The 21,800-nt window shown below is 36.8% G+C and carries 18 protein-coding genes and 1 pseudogene; 10 read left to right on the top strand and 9 right to left on the bottom strand.

What is annotated here, in order from left to right; translation table 11 throughout:
- The first annotated feature begins 112 nt into the window (after nt 1-112).
- The 5 genes and pseudogenes from KS419_RS11070 to KS419_RS11090 form a co-directional block, all read left to right on the top strand.
- Complete coding sequence (locus KS419_RS11070) at nt 113-2,401, top strand: ribonucleoside-diphosphate reductase subunit alpha (RefSeq protein WP_217066470.1); 2,289 nt, start codon at nt 113-115, stop codon at nt 2,399-2,401.
- A 26-nt stretch (nt 2,402-2,427) separates the two neighbouring features.
- Nucleotides 2,428-3,474 carry a ribonucleotide-diphosphate reductase subunit beta gene (locus KS419_RS11075; protein WP_217066471.1) on the top strand — a complete coding sequence of 349 codons (1,047 nt, stop codon included), beginning with the start codon at nt 2,428-2,430 and terminating at the stop codon, nt 3,472-3,474.
- Nucleotides 3,474-3,920 carry a flavodoxin domain-containing protein gene (locus tag KS419_RS11080; RefSeq protein ID WP_217066472.1) on the top strand — a complete coding sequence of 149 codons (447 nt, stop codon included), beginning with the start codon at nt 3,474-3,476 and terminating at the stop codon, nt 3,918-3,920. The genes KS419_RS11075 and KS419_RS11080 overlap by 1 nt, the downstream gene beginning before the upstream one ends.
- Nucleotides 3,921-4,194: 274 nt before the next feature.
- The gene (locus KS419_RS11085) at nt 4,195-5,484 is read left to right on the top strand and encodes a histidine--tRNA ligase (RefSeq protein ID WP_281419791.1); all 1,290 of its coding nucleotides are present in this window, start codon (nt 4,195-4,197) and stop codon (nt 5,482-5,484) included.
- 2 nt (nt 5,485-5,486) lie between these two features.
- Nucleotides 5,487-5,758: pseudogene (locus KS419_RS11090) on the top strand (class I SAM-dependent methyltransferase); the annotation flags it as partial.
- 79 nt (nt 5,759-5,837) lie between these two features.
- Here the strand turns inward: KS419_RS11090 and KS419_RS25500 are convergent.
- On the bottom strand, nt 5,838-6,272 hold the full coding sequence (locus KS419_RS25500) for a spore coat protein (RefSeq protein WP_217066473.1): 435 nt from the start codon (nt 6,270-6,272) through the stop codon (nt 5,838-5,840).
- 237 nt (nt 6,273-6,509) lie between these two features.
- On the bottom strand, nt 6,510-6,707 hold the full coding sequence (locus KS419_RS11100) for a hypothetical protein (RefSeq protein ID WP_217066474.1): 198 nt from the start codon (nt 6,705-6,707) through the stop codon (nt 6,510-6,512).
- Nucleotides 6,708-7,143: 436 nt separating this feature from the next.
- Here KS419_RS11100 and KS419_RS11105 point away from each other — a divergent pair, with 436 nt between their 5' ends.
- Nucleotides 7,144-9,660: a GGDEF domain-containing protein gene (locus KS419_RS11105; RefSeq protein ID WP_217066475.1), complete on the top strand. Its 2,517-nt coding sequence runs from the start codon at nt 7,144-7,146 to the stop codon at nt 9,658-9,660.
- A gap of 165 nt (nt 9,661-9,825) precedes the next feature.
- Here KS419_RS11105 and KS419_RS11110 read toward each other — a convergent pair whose 3' ends face one another.
- The 6 genes from KS419_RS11110 to KS419_RS11135 all read right to left on the bottom strand — a co-directional run bounded on the left by KS419_RS11110 (nt 9,826) and on the right by KS419_RS11135 (nt 15,560).
- Entirely contained in the window at nt 9,826-10,743 is a 918-nt protein-coding gene (locus tag KS419_RS11110) for a YncE family protein (RefSeq protein WP_217066476.1), read from the bottom strand.
- A 242-nt stretch (nt 10,744-10,985) separates the two neighbouring features.
- On the bottom strand, nt 10,986-12,014 hold the full coding sequence (locus tag KS419_RS11115) for a cytochrome d ubiquinol oxidase subunit II (protein ID WP_217066477.1): 1,029 nt from the start codon (nt 12,012-12,014) through the stop codon (nt 10,986-10,988).
- A 13-nt stretch (nt 12,015-12,027) separates the two neighbouring features.
- Nucleotides 12,028-13,362 (bottom strand): cytochrome ubiquinol oxidase subunit I, encoded by a 1,335-nt coding sequence (locus KS419_RS11120; RefSeq protein ID WP_217066478.1) that lies wholly within the window; start codon nt 13,360-13,362, stop codon nt 12,028-12,030.
- Nucleotides 13,363-13,634: 272 nt separating this feature from the next.
- Nucleotides 13,635-14,012, bottom strand: a complete 378-nt coding sequence (locus KS419_RS11125) for an SET domain-containing protein (protein ID WP_217066479.1) — start codon at nt 14,010-14,012, stop codon at nt 13,635-13,637.
- A 290-nt stretch (nt 14,013-14,302) separates the two neighbouring features.
- On the bottom strand, nt 14,303-15,115 hold the full coding sequence (locus tag KS419_RS11130) for a PP2C family serine/threonine-protein phosphatase (RefSeq protein ID WP_217066480.1): 813 nt from the start codon (nt 15,113-15,115) through the stop codon (nt 14,303-14,305).
- Entirely contained in the window at nt 15,108-15,560 is a 453-nt protein-coding gene (locus KS419_RS11135; protein WP_217066481.1) for an HIT family protein, read from the bottom strand. Before KS419_RS11135 ends, KS419_RS11130 begins: the two co-directional genes overlap by 8 nt.
- Before the next feature lie 752 nt (nt 15,561-16,312).
- Between KS419_RS11135 and KS419_RS11140 the strand changes: the two genes are divergently transcribed.
- The 4 genes from KS419_RS11140 to KS419_RS11155 all read left to right on the top strand — a co-directional run bounded on the left by KS419_RS11140 (nt 16,313) and on the right by KS419_RS11155 (nt 20,332).
- A complete protein-coding gene (locus KS419_RS11140; RefSeq protein WP_217066482.1) occupies nt 16,313-16,807 on the top strand; it encodes a GNAT family N-acetyltransferase in 495 nt (164 codons plus the stop codon).
- Between the two features lie 212 nt (nt 16,808-17,019).
- Nucleotides 17,020-17,178: a hypothetical protein gene (locus tag KS419_RS11145; RefSeq protein ID WP_217066483.1), complete on the top strand. Its 159-nt coding sequence runs from the start codon at nt 17,020-17,022 to the stop codon at nt 17,176-17,178.
- A gap of 295 nt (nt 17,179-17,473) precedes the next feature.
- Nucleotides 17,474-18,040 carry a TetR/AcrR family transcriptional regulator gene (locus KS419_RS11150; protein ID WP_217066484.1) on the top strand — a complete coding sequence of 189 codons (567 nt, stop codon included), beginning with the start codon at nt 17,474-17,476 and terminating at the stop codon, nt 18,038-18,040.
- Nucleotides 18,041-18,370: 330 nt separating this feature from the next.
- Nucleotides 18,371-20,332: a serine hydrolase domain-containing protein gene (locus tag KS419_RS11155; protein WP_217066485.1), complete on the top strand. Its 1,962-nt coding sequence runs from the start codon at nt 18,371-18,373 to the stop codon at nt 20,330-20,332.
- A 157-nt stretch (nt 20,333-20,489) separates the two neighbouring features.
- On the opposite strand, the gene KS419_RS11160 is transcribed toward KS419_RS11155, so the two are convergent.
- Nucleotides 20,490-21,569, bottom strand: a complete 1,080-nt coding sequence (locus KS419_RS11160; protein WP_217066486.1) for a serine hydrolase domain-containing protein — start codon at nt 21,567-21,569, stop codon at nt 20,490-20,492.
- Nucleotides 21,570-21,800 lie beyond the last annotated feature (231 nt).

The raw sequence follows: 21,800 nt of genomic DNA on the forward strand, positions 1-21,800 counted from the left end.
GGAGATGAAACGGTGGCGACTGGGGACCGTTGTATTGATCCCTTTTGTTTGGCTATCGTTTCATCCGCTCAATGTATTCGAGCGGATTTTTATTTTTTAGGAGGAATGAAAAATGATAACAGATGTCAAACATGAACGAAGTGGTGTGCTGGAAGCCCTTGACTGGGCTTTTAATAAGTACGGATTGGATGTAACCTCCATGAAGGAAAAGGTACTAGAGGCAGAACTTTCAGTGCAACAAGCTAATGAACAAGCGATGTTTTATGCGCTGAATCGAATCGCTATGGATGAGCCAGACTGGACGTATGTTGCTGCTCGTTTATATTTGAACGAGTTATATCATAAAGCGGCGACGAACCGTAAGTATAACCAGCATTTAAAATACGGTAGGTTCGTCCAGTTAATTAATACATTAACGGAACAGGGGATATATTCCACAGATCTTTTACATACGTACACAGAAGATGAACTGAAAGAGTTAGAGAAGGAAATGAAGCCAGAGCGTGATCTACTTTTTAATTACATTGGCTTGTTTCTACTTGCTGATCGATATCTTGCGAAAGATCACGACGGGAATCTATATGAACTGCCTCAGGAACGGTTTATGATAATCGCGATGACATTAATGAAACAGGAAGATCGACCGAAACGGTTAGCATTGGTCAAGGAAGCCTACTGGGCCTTAAGTAATCTTTATATGACGGTAGCCACACCAACCCTTACGAATGCAGGGAAAAGAGTTGGACAATTATCCTCCTGTTTCATTGATACAGTGGAAGACTCCCTTGATGGAATCTACTTAAATAATTGGGATACTGCTAGATTAAGTAAAGATGGCGGCGGCATTGGCATTTACTATGGGAAGGTTAGAGCATTAGGGTCGGATATAAAGAGATTCAAAGGAAATTCTTCTGGTGTGGTGCCATGGATCCGTTTAATAAACGATACAGCCGTCAGTGTCGATCAATTGGGGCAACGTCAAGGTGCAGTTGCCGTTTACTTGGATCTTTTTCATAAAGACATTATGAATGGTTTTCTGGACTTAAAGACAAATAATGGGGATGAGCGTCGGAAGGCCCACGATATTTTTACCGGTGTTACTATTCCAGATTTATTTATGAAGAAACTTGAGGATGTGGATGAGAACGGTCGAAGTATCGGAGAATGGCATACTTTTTGTCCACATCAAGTAAAGCAGATCATGGGCTGGAAGGATGAGCATGGAAACCCCCTCGGACTGGAAGACTTTTATGATGAAAACGATCGAGGCTACTTTACGGAAAAATATGAAGAAGCTGTAAATCACCCGGTTTTGCCACGAAAAACCTATCGAGCAATGGATATAATGGCGCGGATCATGGTTGCACAATTGGAAACAGGAACACCGTATATGTTTTATCGAGATGAAGTGAATCGTCAAAATCCTAATAAGCATGCTAATGAGGTTGGTCGTACGTCCATTTATTGCAGTAATTTATGTACGGAAATTGCTCAGAATATGTCTGCTACTACCATTCACAAGGAATACCAGGATGAAGAAGGAAATATCGTCTTAATTAGAAAACCAGGAGATTCTGTTGTCTGTAATCTATCTTCAATTAATCTACCAAGAGCGGTCTCGTCCGGTGTATTAAGTAGATTAATAAAGATACAAATGAGGATGCTGGATAATGTCATCGACTTAAATACTATTAGTGTGGGACAAGCACAGGTAACGAATAAAAAATACAGAGCAGTCGGCTTGGGCACCTTTGGATGGCATCACCTCCTTGCATTAGAGGGAATCCATTGGGAGACAGACGAGTCGGTAGCTTATGCAGATGAGCTTTATGAAGATATTGCCTACCATACGATCCATTCATCCATGGAATTGGCAAAAGAAAAGGGAGCTTATTCCCAATTTCACGGCTCTGAATGGGAGACAGGGGATTATTTCAAACGGAAAGGATATACAAGTGAACGTTGGACAATGTTGCAGAAGGAAATCGAAGGATATGGTGTCAGAAACGGTTGGATGATGGCCATTGCCCCCAACTCCTCCACAGCAAAAATTGGTGGTTCCACAGATGGGATCGATCCTCTCTACGCGGTGGAGTATGCCGAGGAGAAGAAGAACTTTAAATTCAAAGTTACAGCACCTGATTTAAATCATATCACCTATAATTTTTACAAGAGAGCCCGGCATGAACTGGATCAGGTATGGAGTATTAAGCAAAATGCTGCCAGGCAGCGTCACATTGACCAAGGAATTAGCTTTAATCTCTATGTCCGCCATGACATCAAAGCAAAAGAGTTACTTCACCTTCATTTAGAATCTTGGAGACAAGGTTTAAAGACAACGTATTATGTAAGAAGTACATCTCAGTCAGAAATAGAAGAATGTGAAGCGTGCCATAGTTAAAGTTAATGTTTAGGAGGGAAACAAAAATGGCGATGACTCAACCTTTATCACGAATAAAACTATTAAATCCTGAGTTTCCAAACAAATCCACAGGAATTATAAATGGGAAATCTTCTGGTCTACTAAATTGGAATGATATTGCCTATCCACAGATGTATGATTTATACCAAGCTTTGTTATCTAATTTCTGGAAGGCGCAAGAGATTAATATGCAGGATGATATTAAACAATGGGATCAGCTTACAGAAATGGAACAGGATATATTTTTACGGATCAACACCCAATTAGCGTCTTTAGATAGCCTGCAAACCCCGACGATGAGTCAGGTGATGGACTATGTAACGGACTCCAGTTTTAAAGCGATTTTTGCAGTGATTTCCCAGCAAGAGGCTGTCCATAATGAATCCTATTCCTATGTGTTAAGCTCACTAGTACCTTTAAGTATACAAAATGAGCGTTTCAACCAGGCCAAAAATGACCCTATTGTTCAGAAACGGAACCAGCTAATTTTAACTGCTTATGAAGGATTTAGACAGGCTCCTACACCAGAAAGCTTATTTAAATTAGCTGTGAATTCCATCAATTTGGAAGGTATCTATTTTTACGCAGGTTTCGCTTTCTTTTATCACTTAGCCCGTCAACAGAAAATGCTAAAAACGAGTACAATGATCAGTTACATTCAACGGGATGAAATGCAGCATGCTTATTTTATCGCCCAATTTTTGAGGATTCTCATCTCCGAAAACCCAGATCTTCAGTCAGAGACACACATAGAGTATATTTATGAAACCATCTCAAATGCGACGGAATTAGAAAAAGAATGGGCTCACTATATCCTCAAGGACTTAAGCGGGTTGGATCTGAAGGAATTTGAAGGATATGTGGAATATCTTGCAAATAAGAGGTTAAGGCAGCTTGGATTAAAGAATTATTATGAAGAAAGAAAAAATCCCATGCCTTGGATCCATGTTTTCAGTGATGAAATGATAAATGAGACTAAATCAGATTTTTTCGAACAAAAATCCAGAACGTATTCTAAGGTCACAGAATCTAATGGTTTTGATGAATTATAATGGAACGCTATAGAGTAGCGATTATCTATGCTTCTGTTACAGGCAATACAGAGGAATTAGCAGAAATGGTGAGGAATTGCCTTAAGAACTATAGGATTTATCTAGAAGTATATACTAGCAAAAGTTTTTCAGTAAAAAAAATAAATCACTTTGATGCCATTGTTGTAGGGACATATACTTGGGGAAATGGTGAGATCCCAGAAGAGTTGAACGACCTTTTCAATGCCATAGCATACGAGGGAAATAAAAATATAGTTACGGGAGTATTTGGCACGGGGGATAGCTTTTATCCCCATTTTTGTGGAGCGGTGGATAAATTTAGAGACATGTTATTTCAATATACAGACCTTGCCGTAACATTAAAGGTGGAATTGAGGCCACAAATTCAAGATAAGAAACGGTGTCGCAAGTTTGCGGATTTATTATACAAACGATTATTGAGTTGAATGGAGGCTATCGCTTTGTGATTTACTGAAAAAAGCATTGAATTAGATAGTCTTTAGTGATATATTGATGAAAATTAGAGGTGAATGACAATGGTTCCATTTAATAAAACTAATTCGCTTGTACAATTCCATCATCATAATTAGCCTTGCTATTCCGATGTCTTTTAATCGAAAATAGGAAGGTTATTTACGTAAAACCGTATTTGAATTAAGTTAACAAACTTAAATCAGGTGCGGTTTTTTATTTTATCTAAAAATTTGGAGGGAAAGAAATATGAAAAAAATGAATTATCAGAATGTAAAAGGGACACAAGATTATTTACCGAATGCAGAATCTCTTCGAAGAGATATTAAGAGAACACTGGAAGATGTATTTATCCAGTATGGCTGCAAACCATTGGAAACTCCTATTATGAATTACACAGAATTACTAGCGTCCAAATATGGTGGAGGGTCTGAAATCCTAGAGGAAATGTATACACTAACGGACAGGGGAGAACGAAACTTGGCTTTGCGGTACGATCTTACGATTCCGTTTGCAAAAGTGGTTGCCATGAATCCAACATTAAAGCTACCTTTTAAAAGATATGAAATAGGAAAAGTATTTAGGGATGGGCCAATAAAAACAGGCAGGCTCCGTGAATTTACTCAATGTGATGTGGATATCGTCGGCGTAAAATCCCAAATTGCGGAAGCTGAATTAATGATGATGGCATTGGATGCATTTCGCAAACTGGACATAGAGATCACCATCCAATATAACAACCGAAAATTATTAACGGGCATGTTGCAAGTTTTTGAAACAGATGTTGATAAAATTAGTAAAGTCATTCTCATACTAGATAAGATTGAAAAAATTGGAGTAGAATCAGTAACGAAAGAACTTACAGAGCTAGAACTTTCTACACGAACAGTCACTTTAATAGGGGAGTTTTTAAGAGATAATCGGAATAGAAGTTATGATTATTTTAAAGCATTTTCAAAACAAAATATTCAAGTAAAAGAAGGACTGATGGAATTACAAGAATTAGAAAGTTACTTGGAATTTCTTGGAGTTAATAAACAATGCGTCTTTAACCCGTTTTTAGCAAGAGGTCTAGAAATTTATACGGGTACCATTTATGAAATATTCTTATCTGACAAATCCATGACATCGAGTATCGGAAGTGGGGGAAGGTATGACAATGCAATCGGTGGACTACTCGGAACAAATGAAAAATATTCAACGGTTGGGATCTCATTTGGTTTAGATGTTATCTATGCAGCTATTAGTAACTGGGAAGAGAAAGGAGTGGATAGTTCAAACGTTGATTATTTTATCATTCCATTAGGGACGCAAAAGGAATCTTTATTAGTTGCACGTCACTTGAGGGATCAAGGTTACAAAGTGGATTGTGAAATGAGTAATAAAAAATTAGGAAAAGCACTGGATAGAGCAAATAAGGAAAACATACGGATGGTTATTATAATTGGAGAAAATGAAGTAAAAACGAATCAGTATAAGGTAAAAGATATGGTTACTGGTGAAGAACGATTGGAGTCTTTTCAGTATAAAAATGCATGAACCAAGACTTGTATTATGATGAACATGGAAACCGTCTCCATTGGGCAGTAGATGATTATCAATCAGAAGGAATGAGAGAAACAAACTTCCTAACTGGAACGTTATAAAATATCATCGCAAATTTGCGACTTATATCAATAATTTAATTCGTACAGGCTTTTCTATAAAGGAAATCAACGAGCCGATCCCTTCGGAAGCTTTGTTAAAAAATGTTCCCGAAATGAAAGATGAACTCCGAAGACCTATGTTTTTAATCATCTCTGCAGAAAAATAGCCTCTTTCAGTTCAGGTACCGAAAAACGTACAGAAAAGTACCCCACATAGAACGGTGGGGTACTTGGATCATTCAAATTTTATAGAATATCCAATTTTACAGCTAAGGCTAATAATAGTTGTAATAGAATTTGAATGTTAGCTGCAGCTTGTGTGTCTGTAGTAGCGACATTTACATTTTGAGAGTTTTCTACTACGATCTTCTGCAATGAAATTTGTTCTGTTTTGGAAGTTTGCGTTAACTCCTGTGTTAGTTTTTCAGCTGTTTGAGAGTCAGCAACGGAAATACTGATTAGTATAACAATTGCTGCTTGCAGACCAGCCTGAAGGTTTATTGATGCCTTAGTATCAGTTGTATTTATTGTTACATCGCAAGAATCCTTAATAAAAATATATTCTTCGTTCAATTGTTTTGCTTTATTTTTATTGGCAGCTTCTTGTGTTTCATCTTGAACATCCTTCGTATCGCATGGGTGTACATCTTTCGGATCTAAGGCGCTCCACTTTTTAGTCACGTTGAACTCCTCCTTTTTTAAAAGCTCACTAACACTATATGTAAAATAACTACCTTCGATTGGACAAAATGATCAAGAGAAATATCCATTTCACATATTAGCTATGGAAAAAGAGAGTAGGTAGGGTTCTTCCTGCTGGTTATTACGCACTCTCGGTTAAATCCCCATTGAACGATAAAGAAGCTTTTTAATAAAAAAATCGGCAGGTGCCTCCTGATGAGCACTTGCCGATTTTCACTACCTTTTCTTTTGTGAATCATCTGCTTTCTTTAATGTTTCGATTAAAACATGGACGGTTTTTTCATCTACTTTTTCAACACTTAATACTGTCCCCTTACGGCCTTTCAACTTAATCCCTTCACCTTCTTCAGGAACATTTTCCCGGAGCTGGCATAATACAAGGTCTCGCTTTTCGTAAAAATTAACATTAAACATACTATTCACCCATTTCATCTAAGCTTTACGTTCTTCAGTATGAAATATATGAGTGAAATTCAAATTAAACACAAGAATAATCTCCATTCATCCAAAATTATTCATGATTCCTCGTCAGAAAAGCTTGTTTAGGGTATATCAATTTTCACCACTGTGATATTAATTAAAACACACTAAGAGTTAAGAATAGTATAAAGTCCTAATGGAATTTACTTATTTTTCAAGTTGGAGGTGGTATAATGGAAATAAAAAGCATAGTCTTTGTTCGAAGAAGTAGTCTAGTTCCTTAAACTAGTAAAAGGAATGGAAGACCTCAGATTTACTATAAAAGTGAATTAGCAGAGCCTCACATCTCAGATTAGTATCACAGTGAAGAAAAAATCAATGTCCTTGTTGAAGATACAATAAATTGAAGGGATATGTAAGGAGATTCGCCATGCATGATAAACAAGAAACAGGACTCAACTACGATCAGATTTCAACGCACTTTGAAGAAGCTGGACAGGGGAGGAAGGCGCTTGCCTACCGTTTATTGGATGCTAAAAGAAGTTATAGAAAAAACTTATTTTCAGATGCAAAAAAAAGCTTGGAAATAGCATTCTCTCTGTATAAAAAGGAAGTAGACAAGGAGCCTCCTTTGAGTGTAAAACTTAAGTATGGACAAACTTTAGAAAAAAATGGCGATCTTAAACAAGCGTTAACGGTTTTTAATGACCTCTATATCAATCATGACTCCTTAATTGCTCTCATCAGACTAGGGTATATTAGTATTAATCTCCGTGATTTGTCTCGCTTGAAACAATATGAGAATGATTGCTTAGACCGTATCCACTCTCCAGCGGTTTCTATGGATGAGAAGTTGCATCTACAAGTTATTTTAGGGTATTTCTTCACTTACTCTGGGAGAGATGCGTCTCTTGTAGAGGAGATGGTCCACTATCATAAAGAGAATAGTATAATACTAAGGGAGAATTTAAAAGTAGTAGATTATATTCATTGGATATACCACTTACATATTCTCCTTTTATTAAATAACCACCCTTGGAAAGAAAGGGCCCAGCTTATCTACGAAGCGGAATCCTTGGCAGAGCAGTATGAGAATCCATCCATGTTAATGACTATTTATAACTTGATGGGCATCGGTTTACTGGAAGAGAATGTTATCAATGCAAAGGAATACATGCTAAAATCGAGGGATTTGGCAGTAAAGCTTGGTAATAGACAACATGAGATGAATGCCAATACAAACTTGTTTATGTTCTATCAGTATTTAGGAGATACTAGTCATGCTGTAGAGTTGGCAGAAAAAGCAAAATCAATTGGAAAGTCCATCAATTCGAATTTTAATGAGATCAATTTAGTGAAGCTTTATTTTCTCATTGAGGATTATTCAGAAGCACTAAAACTGATCCTTAGAATAAAGCCTGAGTTGAGGACTAAAAACCTAACCATTACAAGAGTGGATGCCCTTGTTTTTCAATATAAAATCATCTTGAGGCAAAGTAATGTGAAAAAAGCGAAGAGGTTATGGCCATTTATTGAAAAAATGGTTCAGAAACATAAGGATAGTATAGATCTATCATTACTTCAATGCGAATATTTTGTCTCTCTCAAGCAATATGATAAAACAATCCCAATCGCTGAACAATGTCTTGAAGAAGCGAATCTAAGCGTTGAGAATAGGATTGGATTTTTCATGGTCCTTTTAAAATCTATCATACAACTAAATCAAGATGATGGATTCACAAAGCATATACATGCCTTTGAAGATTTAGTGTATAGCAAAGGATATTTTGGTTATCTCGGTTATGTCTATTATTATAAAGGTTTATTTTATATGAAAAATAAATCTAATATTCAAGCTAGGGTACATTTCATTCGGGCAAAACGTTATTTTTTCAAGGTGAATAATCGCTTGAAACAAAAGGAAATAAATGATAATATCGACTCCATTGATCAGCAATCATTAGAGGTACCATCCAATAAGCATGAAATGATGCACCTCTTAACAAACAACGAAATTATGTTCGATAGTATTAAGTTAGTTCATTCTGCCAAGAACCTATTAGATGTGTGTAAAAATATTACAAAGGTACTCCATGAAAATATGATGTTCGAGCATGTTTATTTTCATTTTAGGATTGATAGTAATAGAACGAAGACATTACTTGTTACTGATAAGCTGCAAAGTGAAGAAATACACTGTAACAAAGTGGATGAGGCCTTAACAAAGGTGATAGAAAAAAAGAGAGTGAGTTACTTTAAATTTGCCAATTCTTATTTTCATGGATTTCCGATTCTTTCCGATGAGAATGAAGTGGTAACCATCGTTCTGATAGAAAACGAAACAACACTATCTGGAGATAGCATTTATTATATGGAACAATTTTTGCAATTTATCACCCCTAAGATTGAAAAAGTTATTTTTCATGAGTTGGTCCAAGTTGACGGTTTAACGAAGTTATATAACCGAAATTATTTTATGAAAAGGTTAGAAGATGAGTTTCATAAAATAGCCGAGTTTCAATCGGACCTCTCGTTTATCATGATTGATATTGATGATTTTAGGTACGTTAATAATCAGTTTGGTCATGCTGAAGGAGATCGTATTTTGGAGAAGGTAGCCATGACTATCCAAGAGTCCGTTCGCAGTGGGGACATTGCTGGCCGTTATGGTGGAGAGGAATTAATAGTAATCCTACCAAATACCAATTCAGAGATTGCAAGGGGAGTAGCCCAACGTATTTTAAATGAAATACGCAAAATCCATGTGAATGATACGTACCAGATAACAGCTAGTTTAGGTGTCTCAAGTGTGGATAAAGACAAGCCATTGAATATCCAGGAGCTTATTGACAAAGCCGATCTGGCCGAAAGATACTCCAAAGAGCATGGCAAGAATAAAGTATCTTGTTTTTGGGAGATTTTTAATGACGGGGTAAAAAACGGGTAAAAAGTCTTGCCGGAAATCGTGAGAAAACCATAATGAGAATTAATATTATTGAATTCTCACTATGGTTTTCAATTTATAGAGGAATTAAAACAACAATAATAAAAATGGCACCTAATTTTCTGATTAGGTGCCATTAGCTTAGAAAACTTATAGATGTATAGGATATTAGCGTTTTAAATAGGCTATTCCGTCAGGATGAATTCCAACGACAATGCGACCTGCTTCTTTTAATGTAGCCATATTGATAATCGATACATCATTTGTTTTGTTATTGGCCACGTATGCAAAGGATCCCTCATCATTAAATACAATTCCCCCTGCCCAAACACCTACAGGAAGTCGTTTAATTTCCCAAGGACGAACTTGTCCATTAATATGCTGCTCTGTTTCAATGATGGAAACATCTCCCGATTCGCGATTAGCAATTAAAGCATACTTACCGTCTGGTGAAAATACGAGTCTTACTGGTATGCCTCCCACACGACGCTTAAATATCACTTCGTATGTTTCTGTATCAATAACAAACAACGTATTGTCCTCTTGATTTGCCACATAAAGATGCTTCCTGTTTGGATGGACGGCGACGCCTTCGGGACCTGGCCCTACTGGAATATGTGTGACGATTTCTTCTTTATTTACATCCATCACTGTAATATTGTTGCTTCCTATGTTTGGAATATAAACGGTACTTCCATCAGGGGAAAAGGAGATCATATGAGAATACTTTTGGTGAGTTGGAATGACTTTTTCAATCTCATCCGTTTCTGTATCAATAATAAAAATTTTTTCACTGTATGTAGAGGCTAAATAAAGTTTTTTCCCATCATTCGTAATTCCAACCCCATGTGGGAAATGAAAGTCCGGATGCTCCAAACGATTAACCACTTCAAATGTATCGTTATTGATGATATCCACTTTGTTTCCAAGAGAACAGGCTACATACGTTTTCTTCCCATCCTTCGTAACCACTACCTCATGGGGATTATGGCTCGTTTCCAATGTTTTTTCCACTTTATTTGACTCCAGATTGACAATGGAAATGGTGTCTTCGTCTTTGTTTAATACAATTAGATGTTCTGACATGGTTTCAACTCCTTTTTTATATATTTAAATAGTAACATATTTATTTCGATAGTAGAAAGAATTGAAGTATTGGTTTTGCATCAGTAGTTTTCCTGAAATATGAAAGTTTTTTCCTCTTTCACAATGAATTAGATTGGGTTAGATTAGGTTAGATTAGGTTTGACTACTATTGAACAGAAAACCATAAAGCCGTTCATGCAAGAAGACTACACTTGCTTGAACGGCTTTTCCATTTCTTATATTTATTTTTCACTGGTAATATAGCGCTTATCTTTCAGGAATAGCCTCCAGAACCAGATAAACAAAGGAATGAGTATGGCCATCATCACAATGTATCCCCAAAGCAATGATTGGTACATAGCTAAATTAGTTAATCCTTCAAAGATGGTCAGCTCAGGATAAACAATGTATGGCATATGGGCCCAACCATAGGCGAAGCTTGCTAAGGCATACTGAACAATTATGAGGATGACAGCTACCCGCGGTTGGCCGATCCGTACTTTTTTGGATGGCCAAAAGAGGGCACTATAACCGATGGAGAAGGCAAACATACTTAAGGCAAATAACTCCCATTGCCTTGCCATATTTTCCACCATCCACATGGCTTCAGGCATTAATGTTAACGTAGCGGCAACGGCGAAACTTAACATAATCGGTCCAAACATAATCGCTTTTCCTCTGTATTCCTCATACGTTTTATTCGAATTTGCTTCCCTGGCGTAGTCGCTCAAGAATAAGGAAGAGAGGAAGAGTTGGCTTGAAAGGCCGAAGCCGATATGGGCGTAGACCGTAGGACTCGTGAGGACTTTGTCAAATAAAATATAGTGCCGATTCCCAACAATCTCAATAAAACCACCGATAATTATTGGTAGAACCGTAAGCATTAGAGCAGGAATTAACAGCCCTGTTATTCCAGAAATATAACGTAAGAGCTTTGTGTACTTTTGAACCGAGTAGGAGTACACCATAAAAGCACTGCGAATCGTTAACAAGATTAATACTAAGCTGACAGGAACGATCATTAATGACCCAAGAGCAAATGCTGCGCCTGGGAAAAATCCTGCTAAAGCTACTACAAATAAGACGAGGAAAACATTCGTTACTTCCCATGACGGGGACAAATATAGGTTGGCAAAGTTGGCGGCAGTAGTGTCCTTCCGTTCATAATAATACATCGCCCAGAAACCAGCACCGAAGTCGATGGCTCCTCCTATGGCATATAGAAATAAAAACAACCAAATGATAGAAATGGCTACATAAGCTTCATGCAATGAAATTCCCCCTTTATACAGATGTTGTCATTTGAAATTCATTATTTAGTGGGTTTCGTTGGAAATAGAATCGCATCACGAGTGCCGTCAACACAAGTAATAAGAGATATAAGGAAATAAACAGTACGAAAATGAACCCAAGATTTCCGGATGCTGTAGCTGCATCGGCAGTTCGCTGGATGTTCATAATTGTCCAAGGTTGTCTGCCAATACATGCGAAAATCCAACCCGTTTCCATTCCGATTAAGGCGAAGGCCCCACTAGGGACTAAAGCCAGTAACAGCCAATTTGGATAAGGGTTCTTCTTAAAGATAAACCTCCAAAGGAGTGCTCCCACGGACAATGCGACTAATAAGGTACCAATTCCCACCATGACGTTAAAAAGGGTATGAACGAAGAGGGGAGGCCAGTCCTCCCGGGGAAATTCATTTAGCCCAATGACGACCCCATCCGTCGAACCAGTGGCTAACCAGCTGAGCATCCCTGGGATTTCGATTCCCCCAACAACACGATTTGCTTCGGGATCGGGCGTACCCATAATCGCAAGTGGAGCATGGGATTGGGTCTCAAACAATCCTTCTGCTGCCGCAAGTTTCACTGGTACATAATGATGTAATCCTACTGCAGCTTTATGGCCGGTGGAGCCAGTCCAAATTGCCGTTGCCGCACCTATGATTAAAGCGAGCATTAATCCTTTTCGATAATAACTCACTTCCCTTGCACTTAGATTTCCCCGTAACAGTCGATATGCTCCGACAGAAATGACCACAAATGCTGTCGTTAAATAGGCGCTGCTCACTACGTGAACAGCCGTATAACTAAATGCTGGATTTAACACAGCCTGCCAGGGCTGAACATTGGTAATTTGACCATCAATCATATCAAAGCCCCTTGGTGTGTTCATCCATGACTGAACATTCGTAATTAAGACGGCTGAAGCAGTCGCTCCAAGAGCGACAAAGAATACACTAATGATTCGCATAGTAGAAGATAGACGATTTGCAGCGTAAATATAAATGGATAAAAACACAGCTTCCACAAAGAAAGCAAATATTTCAATGGCAAATGGTAAGGCAATAACTTGCCCGACTACTTCAATAAAACCTGGGAAGGTTAAGGACATCATCACGCCGACGATCGTCCCTGAGGGAATAGCAACTCCGAGTAAGATGGCAACTCCCTTTGTCCAACGCTTGGCCAAGATAGCATAGTCTTCATCCTTCGTAAACAATCTCACTAATTCCGCGATAAGAATCATGAAGGTAAGGCCAACCCCTAAGGTTGCAAAAATAATATGAAACGCTAAGGAAGAACCAAACAGGGTCCTAGCCAGTATTACATTGTCCATTACACTACCTTCCTCTCTTAACAATAATTAACAACGTTATTGTCTATTAAGACAGGAAGATTTATGCATCAATCTATTTAAGTTCAGACGAATGATAAATTTATTTTTTGTTTGGGGATAAATAAAAGGAAACTTAATTCAGTGGAAGTAAAGAAGGTGTTAGAGCTAAAAAGGATTGGTTAACACATCGATAGGTTACTACCTAAAAGGAAATTATGGAGACCGGCAATTCTATTTTGCTTCGAAACTTTATTACCAGTCTCTTATCGTAATTACTTCCTGTGAAACCATAGGAGCTCTTTGTCATCAACATCACCATTATAATTTATTAGTATCTCGTCACCTGCTTTGATGTCCGTATAAGCATAGTAATCAAACGTATGGTTTGTAAAATTAATATCATAGGTAGCATTTGGCTCGTATGAATGGTTAAAAAGCATTCCATACCCTAAAATAATGGCACCGTGATTCTTTCCGTATTCAAAGACGTAATCTGCAAGGACGGTATGTTCAATTAATTGATGCTGTTCGTTAGGGTAAGGAAGAACCGGTGCCTCATGAATAAGTTCTCCTTTTGCTATATCACACGTTGCAAATACTCCCCTATTAAATTCCCCATCACTGAGGGGTGAAGTTTTTATCTCAATCATTTTATCACCTGCAATCTGATTTTATTTGTTTGATTTCCATTAGATTAACATCGAGGATCTTCGAAAATCAATTTTTTTCAATATAAATCCCCTAACAAAACGGATAAGTATGGTGTAAACTAGTCCAAAACTATCATATATTAGTGAAGTAAAACAAAGGGTGTTATTTGATATTGGCGAGTTCGGTTCACAGTGAGAAAACCTAAATGAACATTAGAAAAAGAGGGGCAATTCGCACCTCTTTTATATAATTTAACTTCATAATTAGCATAGCAATTAGTAAATATCGTCTATTGATTGCTAGCTCTCGTGGCTTTCTTAGAGATAGTTACTTTCCAAGAAACTATGGTAGTGCTATCTCTAACATTATTAGCTTGTATATTCTTCAACATAGATTGAATACTTTTACCATCTTTAGAGTTAAAGAAAGTATTATAGATGTTTATCGGATTTGAATATGGTTCATTAGGGCATTCAATAAGACCATCTGTGGTTAGAAAAAAGTGATTTTCTCCTTGTCTTAATTCTTTTATCCCCACACTATAACAAGGTACTTCCTGTTCAAATGTATTTACTTGACCTATCCATTCATAGAATTGTCTTTGATTTAACTGGTACTGACCTAGTGCAGCTAGTTCTGGATGAAATAAATATAAAATACAGTCCCCAACGGAAAACCACCACACATATTTATCTTTTCTTACTACGATTAAACAAGAAGTTTCTCCTGTAACTTTTCGGCAAGCAGATAAGAAGTGTTCAGATTGAAACATATTTAATATTTCTTCTTCGAACCTTTTAAATGTTTGATGAGTTGTTGGTAAAGATAATAAATCTTTTATTTGAGATCTTCCATTAACGAAGTTTTCTACAATAATTTCGGCACTCTCTGATGTGTTATGTGCATCTAGAAGAATGGTGAATTCCCAATCTTCCTTATTATTAGACCATACCAGACATCCATCTTCATTCTTATATTGTCCTGCGTTCGAATTACCACCATAACGTCCGACCACAAAATGATTGAGTTGAAGAATATCTGGTTTATCAACGTAATTTTCTTGGCTCCCGATCCAGTTAAAATCTACGATATGGTTACTCATTTTCATTTTTCTCTAGATATGTTTTTATTCGACTGCAAAGTTTAATAACATCGTTATTGTCACCCATAGGAGCATCTTCCCAATCATAAACAGCATTTGGTCCCCAATATTCCTTAGGTGTATTTGGATAACGAGCTACTAAGTGCATATGCAGATGAGGAACAGCATCGCCCATAACGTATGAATAAATATGTTCAGCATTTTCACTTTCCATTAATGCTTTACTTACTCTAGCAATCATCATACCAAATGCTTTTGCTTCTTCCATACTCATATCCCCAAGTGTGGGAGCGTGCCTTCTTAAATCAATCATAATATGACCTAAATAGTTTGGATTTCCATTTCTATCAATATGACCTACAAAAACATACTCGTCCTCATAAATCATAACTCCAGAAGTTTCAATATTTCCAGCGTGTTTATTGCAAATAAAACAGTCTTTCACAGGAATTCTCCCCTTTTTAATTATTTATAGAATTATAATATAAAAGATGTAATATTGGTATAATATTCAAAAAATTAATTTTTCCCTTCAATGAAAACACCACCAAAATTGGAGGTGTTATCTCAAATAAATTATATCTTTTAATGAAAGTGCCTATCTGTTTGGCAAAGTAAATGATGTGCATCAGAACTCTATTCTTTGAAGAGGCTTGGTTTCGTGTCGCTCTAGAAAATTTTAAACACCTTATTAAAGAATCTCTAATTTATTTTAATAAGTTCCTCTGCCTATTTCTAAATCTCGCAGGTTCTTGTCACAGTGTACACCTTAATAACAACTTAGCGAAAAGGTGGTGGACATCACTTCGCTTTGATTGTAAGTGATTAAGTTGTCCCTTTTAGGAGGAAGAGATTTCTGCTTCTTATAGATTTTACATAACCGTTTCCATTTAGCCATTCTTTTATATGTATATTGTGTCCCCGAATAGGTAGTTTTTTATTGTTTTCTCCCCAAAAACCGAACGAGTTTATTTGAAATGTGATTCTTTTTTATTAATTATTCCTTGCAGTATAGTTAATAATTGATAAAATAAAGTGCGTACAGAATATAGAAGGTCGAACATAACTGTTATGTTATTAAAATTATTATATAGAATTGTGCATAAAGTGTGTAAATCATTAGTGAGACAATTGAAAGCAAATGAATAATGGATAATGAGGAGTGGAAAAAGTGAAAAAGCATTGGGGCTGTGTAGAATGAAAAATGATAGTGTCAAAGAATACTCTTCTGAGTATCAAAAAGAAGTGGTAGATTTAATTCTTGAGATCCAACAAAAGGAATACAATATCTCGATAACGAAAGAGGATCAACCTGATTTGTTTCAAATTGAAGAGTTTTATCAATCAGGAAATGGGAATTTTTGGGTGGCTGTTCTTGATGATAAGGTAGTGGGGACAATCAGTTTATTAGATATTGGAAACAAACATGTTGCGTTAAGAAAAATGTTTGTAAAAAAAGAATATCGAGGAAAAACTTTTCAAATTGCAAGTCTTTTATTAAATACTGCAATTAATTGGGCTAATGATAAGTCAATAACGAAGGTTTATTTAGGAACTACCCTACAATTTGTTGCAGCCCATCGATTCTATGAAAAAAGTGGATTTATAAGTATTGATGTTAGTGAATTGCCTGAAAACTTTCCCATTTTACGGGTGGACAAGAAGTTTTATAAATACGAACTTAGAGCGTGAGTACTTGATGGAATTCCTCTTTATTTGATTCAACGTAAGGTTATTTAGTTGTTCTGTTTGTTTATAAATGTGGTCATCATTAAACCTCTTAACTATCTGTATTTGAGATAGAACCTTAGGAGATTATGATGGCTATTTTTTTGCTTTGTGATCAAATTAATTGCAACGTTTTAGATAACCTTGGGGTCTTTTTTATGAAAGGAGGCATGAGAATGGAAACTAATTTCTTGCAGAAAGTCATATTAGCAAAGGAGGGGGATATGGATGCCATTCCAATTCCTGATGAAAAAGAGCAGAAAAAGTTATATTATACATTGAACAAGACGCTTTGGAAATCTAGTTGTCATTCCTGCACTGCCCTACGCTCGTGATCCTAGGCGCTTGCGCTTTTCTTAAAAGGTAAGAAAGTATAAGTTTTTGCACCTTCGGGAAAGTTGTCTAGCTCCAGCGCCTACTCGCTGCGGGGCACTTCGGAAGTGACAACCGAAGTCAAAGAGCGGACTTCTGGTTGTCATTCCTGCACTGCCCTACGCTCGTGATCCTAGACGCTTGCGCTTTTCTAAATAATCCTTATGTTCCTTTACAAAATAAATTAAATTGTAGTAAACTTCTTGAAAGAAAGTTGAAATAACGTTTGTTATCCGAAGACAGAGGGATGGGATTGTTTTGCCACCAAAAAATAAGTTTTCTAAAGAACAAATTATTGATGCCGCTTTTTTGATTGCTAAGTCAGAAGGACTAGACAATATATCAATGCGGAAAATAGCCGAGAAAATTGGAAGTTCGGTTGCACCGATTTACGTTAATTTTGACAACGTAGATGAGCTAAAATCAGCAGTAGTCAAGAAGTTGGTTGATATAAGTAAAGAAATATTAGAGGAACAAAACTCTGGACAACCATTTTTAGATATAGGTATAGCAAGTCTTTTAGTTGCTAAGGAATATAAAGCATTATTTGTAGATTTAACAATGAAACCGAACAGTTATGCCGAACAGTACAACCAGCAAATGGAGAAAGATCTTATTGCACGTATTAAAATGGATCCAGTTTTAGAAGGTTTTTCACAGGCCGAGATGATGAGCATTCTTTTAAAAATGAAAATATTCCAGACGGGGTTATCCATTATGGTTGCTAATCAGTTACTTCCAGAAGAATTCACCGAAGAACAACTAATTTACTTACTACAATCCACAGGGAACGATATCATTTCATCCACACGTAAACAAAAGTGAGAGTGAAAAAACCATTGCCATTGCGAAAGTGATGCTGTGAAAAACTAAATCTAAGTATGTCTTGACAAAGGGTAGTGTAATAAGCTAGCCTTTTTTTCTTTTCTAATCGTGAGTTACTGACCCATACTAACGTCACTTGCAATGAATTTCCCGCAACACTTCATTGTTCCCCTTTTGAACAACTTTCCTTTTGATGTCAATTTCATTCGATGCCAATAAAAAAATTTTACTTTAGTATTGACAGTCTCCCCTCTTTATATTACAGTTGTTACATAACGTTAGTTATATAAACAAATTTTGTAAATTATACATTTAGAGGAGAGAAATTTAATGAAGTTTTTTAAAGTCGTCGTTAGTTTATCTTTGGTGTTGTTGATCATTTCCAGTGTTAGTTTTTCATCAGTAGGTGCTTCTTCACCGCATTTACAGGAGGACGATGTTGAAGAGTATCTAGATACGGTTGTAAAAGAATTGATGGAACAATCTCATATCCCTAATGCTACGATCTCTATTGTGTCCGAAGGAGAAGTAGTAATCTCAAAAGGATATGGTTATGCAGATTTAAATGAACGGGTACAAGTAGATGCAGAGGAAACGCTTTTTCGGGTAGGTTCCATCTCCAAGTTGTTTACATGGACAGCTGTTATGCAATTAGTGGAAAGAGAATTACTAGATTTAGAGACGGATGTCAATGAGTATATAGATTTTGAGATTCCTGCTACACTTGAATTTGTTGAAGAAACAACAAAACCTGAACCAATTACACTTAAGCATTTGATGAGTCATACACCTGGATTTGAAGATTCATCTTCCGATCTTTATCGCCTTTCTGATGACCAAACCATCTCACTTAAGGATTACGTGCGAGAAAATGTCCCTAATCGAATTTTTCCAGCAGGTGAGGTCATCGCTTATTCCAATTACGGTACAGCTTTAGCTGGTTATATTGTGGAGCAAGTGTCTGGGATGCCATTTGCAGAATATATTGATACTCATATATATGACGTATTGGGAATGGAGAACAGTACATTCCATCAACCTTTACAGGACGATTTTGCTGAAAATATGACTAAGGCGTATCGTTATGTTGATGGGGAGTTTCAAGAAGGGATGTTTGAGTTTATCCTTGAACCTGCAGGGAGTATGAGCAGCACAGCTTCTGATATGACGCCATTTATGCTGGCTTATTTACAAGGAGGGCAGTATGGGGGAGAGAGAATTTTAGAAGAAAATACAGTTGACGAAATGTTCAAGCCACTATTTAGTCATCATCAAAGACTAGATGGAATGGCTCATGGATTTATTGAAGGGACATTTAACGAAAGAAGGACACTTTTTCATACGGGTAGCACCATGCTTTTTGATGCAGCACTATATTTACTGCCAGAAGAGCAAACAGGGGTTTTTATATCCCATAGCGGAGGCAACTACAACTTCAATACAGAAGTATTTCAAGCCTTATTAGATCGCTACTATCCATCAAACATGGAAAAAAGTAATATGGATACACCTCTATCTTCGGATGACCTACTGGAACGATCGAGTGCATTTGTAGGAGAGTATCAGCAGAACAGAAGAGAGCTGACGACATCAGAGAAATTCCTCAGCCTTCTAATGGGTGTCATTTCTGTTGATGTAGACGAAGACGGATATTTATTAGTAACTCATTTGGGAGAAACAAACCGGTTTTTAGAAGTAGAGCCAGGTGTTTATCACAATTTAAGAGAAGGTAGCTCGCAAGATCCTATCGGTGATTTCAGAACCATTGTATTCGGTACAGATCCATTGGGCAAAACGCTACTAATGACTGATGGTCCAATGAGTTATTCTAAAGCTCAGTGGTATGAGACAACCGCCTTCAATATGATGATCATCATGTTATCACTAGTATTTATGATTGGTAGTTTGTTATATTGGGGAATGAAAGCTGTCATTCAAAAAGTCAGACGTAATAAAAGCAAAGGATCAAAAGGATCCATTGCAGCAAAATGGTTGGCAATCATTTATGCATTTCTGTTAATCATTTTTGTAGTAGAATTTATGATGACGATGCAGTTTCATCCTGTTTACCAATTACCAGCTGTCGCTTATGGAGAAGGGCCTGTATGGAGTGGGTTATTTCAGTGGGTTCCTTACATGATGGTTATTATTGGAGTAGGTATGGTTATTTTCACGGTGTTCGTTTGGCGGAATCAGTATTGGAGAATGGCAGGAAGAATTCACTATACATTGTTATCAGTAGTAACGATGTTGTTTTTCTGGGTGTTTAGTTTTTGGAACTTCATAGGATAATTGATTACAGACTATTTTTGATATAGCATGGCATCGTATTACTGAAGGTTTTGAAAACACAAGGGGGCAGAGGAACAGAAGGCTGTTAAATGCCCCCCTTGATATGTGAGAGTACTTTGTACTATAAATTAAGCATGTCAAAGGAATATAGTTCTCATTAAGAGAGTTTAGCTAATTGCATTATTACTTTCATTAGCATAAACTTTACACCTTTTTTTGCATATGAAAAATCATTAAAGGTCCCAATAAAGTACGCATCCATTTTAGGGTGGTAGAACATATAGGCACCAGTTACACCTGCATGACCCCAACAATTAAACATTTTTGGCATAAGGAGGGGAATGGTTTTAAACTGCATAATACCATAACCATAATCAATGCCTGTCTCATATTTCATTTTGTCCTGAAACATTTTCTCAAGTGTTTCTTGTCCTACAAGCTCATATGAGACCAAAGCTTTCATGAATTTGAGCATATCCTCCCTAGTGGACACGATCCCACCACCGGTGTAGTCGAGACTGCCATATCCTTTATGGTTGGTGATGTTTTTTTGATTAGCGTAAAAGTCAGCCATAGGTTTGGTAGTTTCATCAATGGATGTCGACTGGTGGAGGAATGAGGAATGAACCATTCCTAAAGGCTCAAAGAAAAATTGTTTTAGCACTTCATGGAAAGGGAGCCCGGTTACTTTTTCAATAATGAATCCCAATAAGTGATAGTTTGTATCTGTATATTTAAATCCATCGCCAGGAGGGAAATGAGGCTTTAAATTGTCTTTTGCCCAAGCTACGGTCTCCTGAGTACTCATGTGAAAATCCGGATTCTCAAGGACTTTTTCTAATAGTGGCCAGAAATTGTCGGGTAATCCAGAGCTATGATTTAATAGATGTTTGATTTTTATCTCATTTGAATAATCGACTTCATTATATAAATGGAGATGATGGAGCAATTCCTTGTCTAAATAGCTTGAAATAGAGTCATCAAAGGATAATTGATTTTTTTCATATAACATACTAATTAATACGGAGGTGAATATTTTTCCCACGCTTGCCATATAAGCTGGTTGATCAGGATCCATTGCTCCATCGGCAAGATTTAAGTGAATTCCCAACTTCTCAGAAGAAACTAGTAAAGCAGCACTTTTTAGATTGTTATCTTTTTGTCTCTGTTTTCGAAAAGAATTTTCAATAGAGCTTAAAATCTTTTCTTTTTGTTTTGATTCAACTGTCTTCGTCATCCCTTATCCTCCTCTATTCGGGGTAGATATTTTGTATTATAATGTTAAATAAATTGTGCTATATTTTGTAAATTCTGATAAATTAATTGTATCATATATTCCCATATTTGGGACTATTTTAAAAGATAAGAATTTAAGTTTTGGTACCTTCGGGCAATGTCTAGCTCCAGCGCCTACTCGCTGCAAGGCACTTCGGAAGTGACAACTGAAGGCAAAGAGCGGACTTCAAGT

The organism is Evansella tamaricis, assembly GCF_019042215.1.
Taxonomy (GTDB): Bacteria; Bacillota; Bacilli; order Bacillales; family Salisediminibacteriaceae; genus Evansella; species Evansella tamaricis.

Coding starts and splice junctions, on each gene's coding strand:
- KS419_RS11155 (WP_217066485.1), top strand. CDS start 18,371: ATGAAGTTTTTTAAAGTCGTCGTTAGTTTATCTTTGGTGTTGTTGATC.
- KS419_RS11085 (WP_281419791.1), top strand. CDS start 4,195: ATGAAAAAAATGAATTATCAGAATGTAAAAGGGACACAAGATTATTTA.
- KS419_RS11105 (WP_217066475.1), top strand. CDS start 7,144: ATGCATGATAAACAAGAAACAGGACTCAACTACGATCAGATTTCAACG.
- KS419_RS11100 (WP_217066474.1), bottom strand. CDS start 6,707: ATGTTTAATGTTAATTTTTACGAAAAGCGAGACCTTGTATTATGCCAG.
- KS419_RS11120 (WP_217066478.1), bottom strand. CDS start 13,362: ATGGACAATGTAATACTGGCTAGGACCCTGTTTGGTTCTTCCTTAGCG.
- KS419_RS11110 (WP_217066476.1), bottom strand. CDS start 10,743: ATGTCAGAACATCTAATTGTATTAAACAAAGACGAAGACACCATTTCC.
- KS419_RS11080 (WP_217066472.1), top strand. CDS start 3,474: ATGGAACGCTATAGAGTAGCGATTATCTATGCTTCTGTTACAGGCAAT.
- KS419_RS11130 (WP_217066480.1), bottom strand. CDS start 15,115: ATGAGTAACCATATCGTAGATTTTAACTGGATCGGGAGCCAAGAAAAT.
- KS419_RS11125 (WP_217066479.1), bottom strand. CDS start 14,012: ATGATTGAGATAAAAACTTCACCCCTCAGTGATGGGGAATTTAATAGG.
- KS419_RS11160 (WP_217066486.1), bottom strand. CDS start 21,569: ATGACGAAGACAGTTGAATCAAAACAAAAAGAAAAGATTTTAAGCTCT.
- KS419_RS11070 (WP_217066470.1), top strand. CDS start 113: ATGATAACAGATGTCAAACATGAACGAAGTGGTGTGCTGGAAGCCCTT.
- KS419_RS11140 (WP_217066482.1), top strand. CDS start 16,313: ATGAAAAATGATAGTGTCAAAGAATACTCTTCTGAGTATCAAAAAGAA.
- KS419_RS11145 (WP_217066483.1), top strand. CDS start 17,020: ATGGAAACTAATTTCTTGCAGAAAGTCATATTAGCAAAGGAGGGGGAT.
- KS419_RS11075 (WP_217066471.1), top strand. CDS start 2,428: ATGGCGATGACTCAACCTTTATCACGAATAAAACTATTAAATCCTGAG.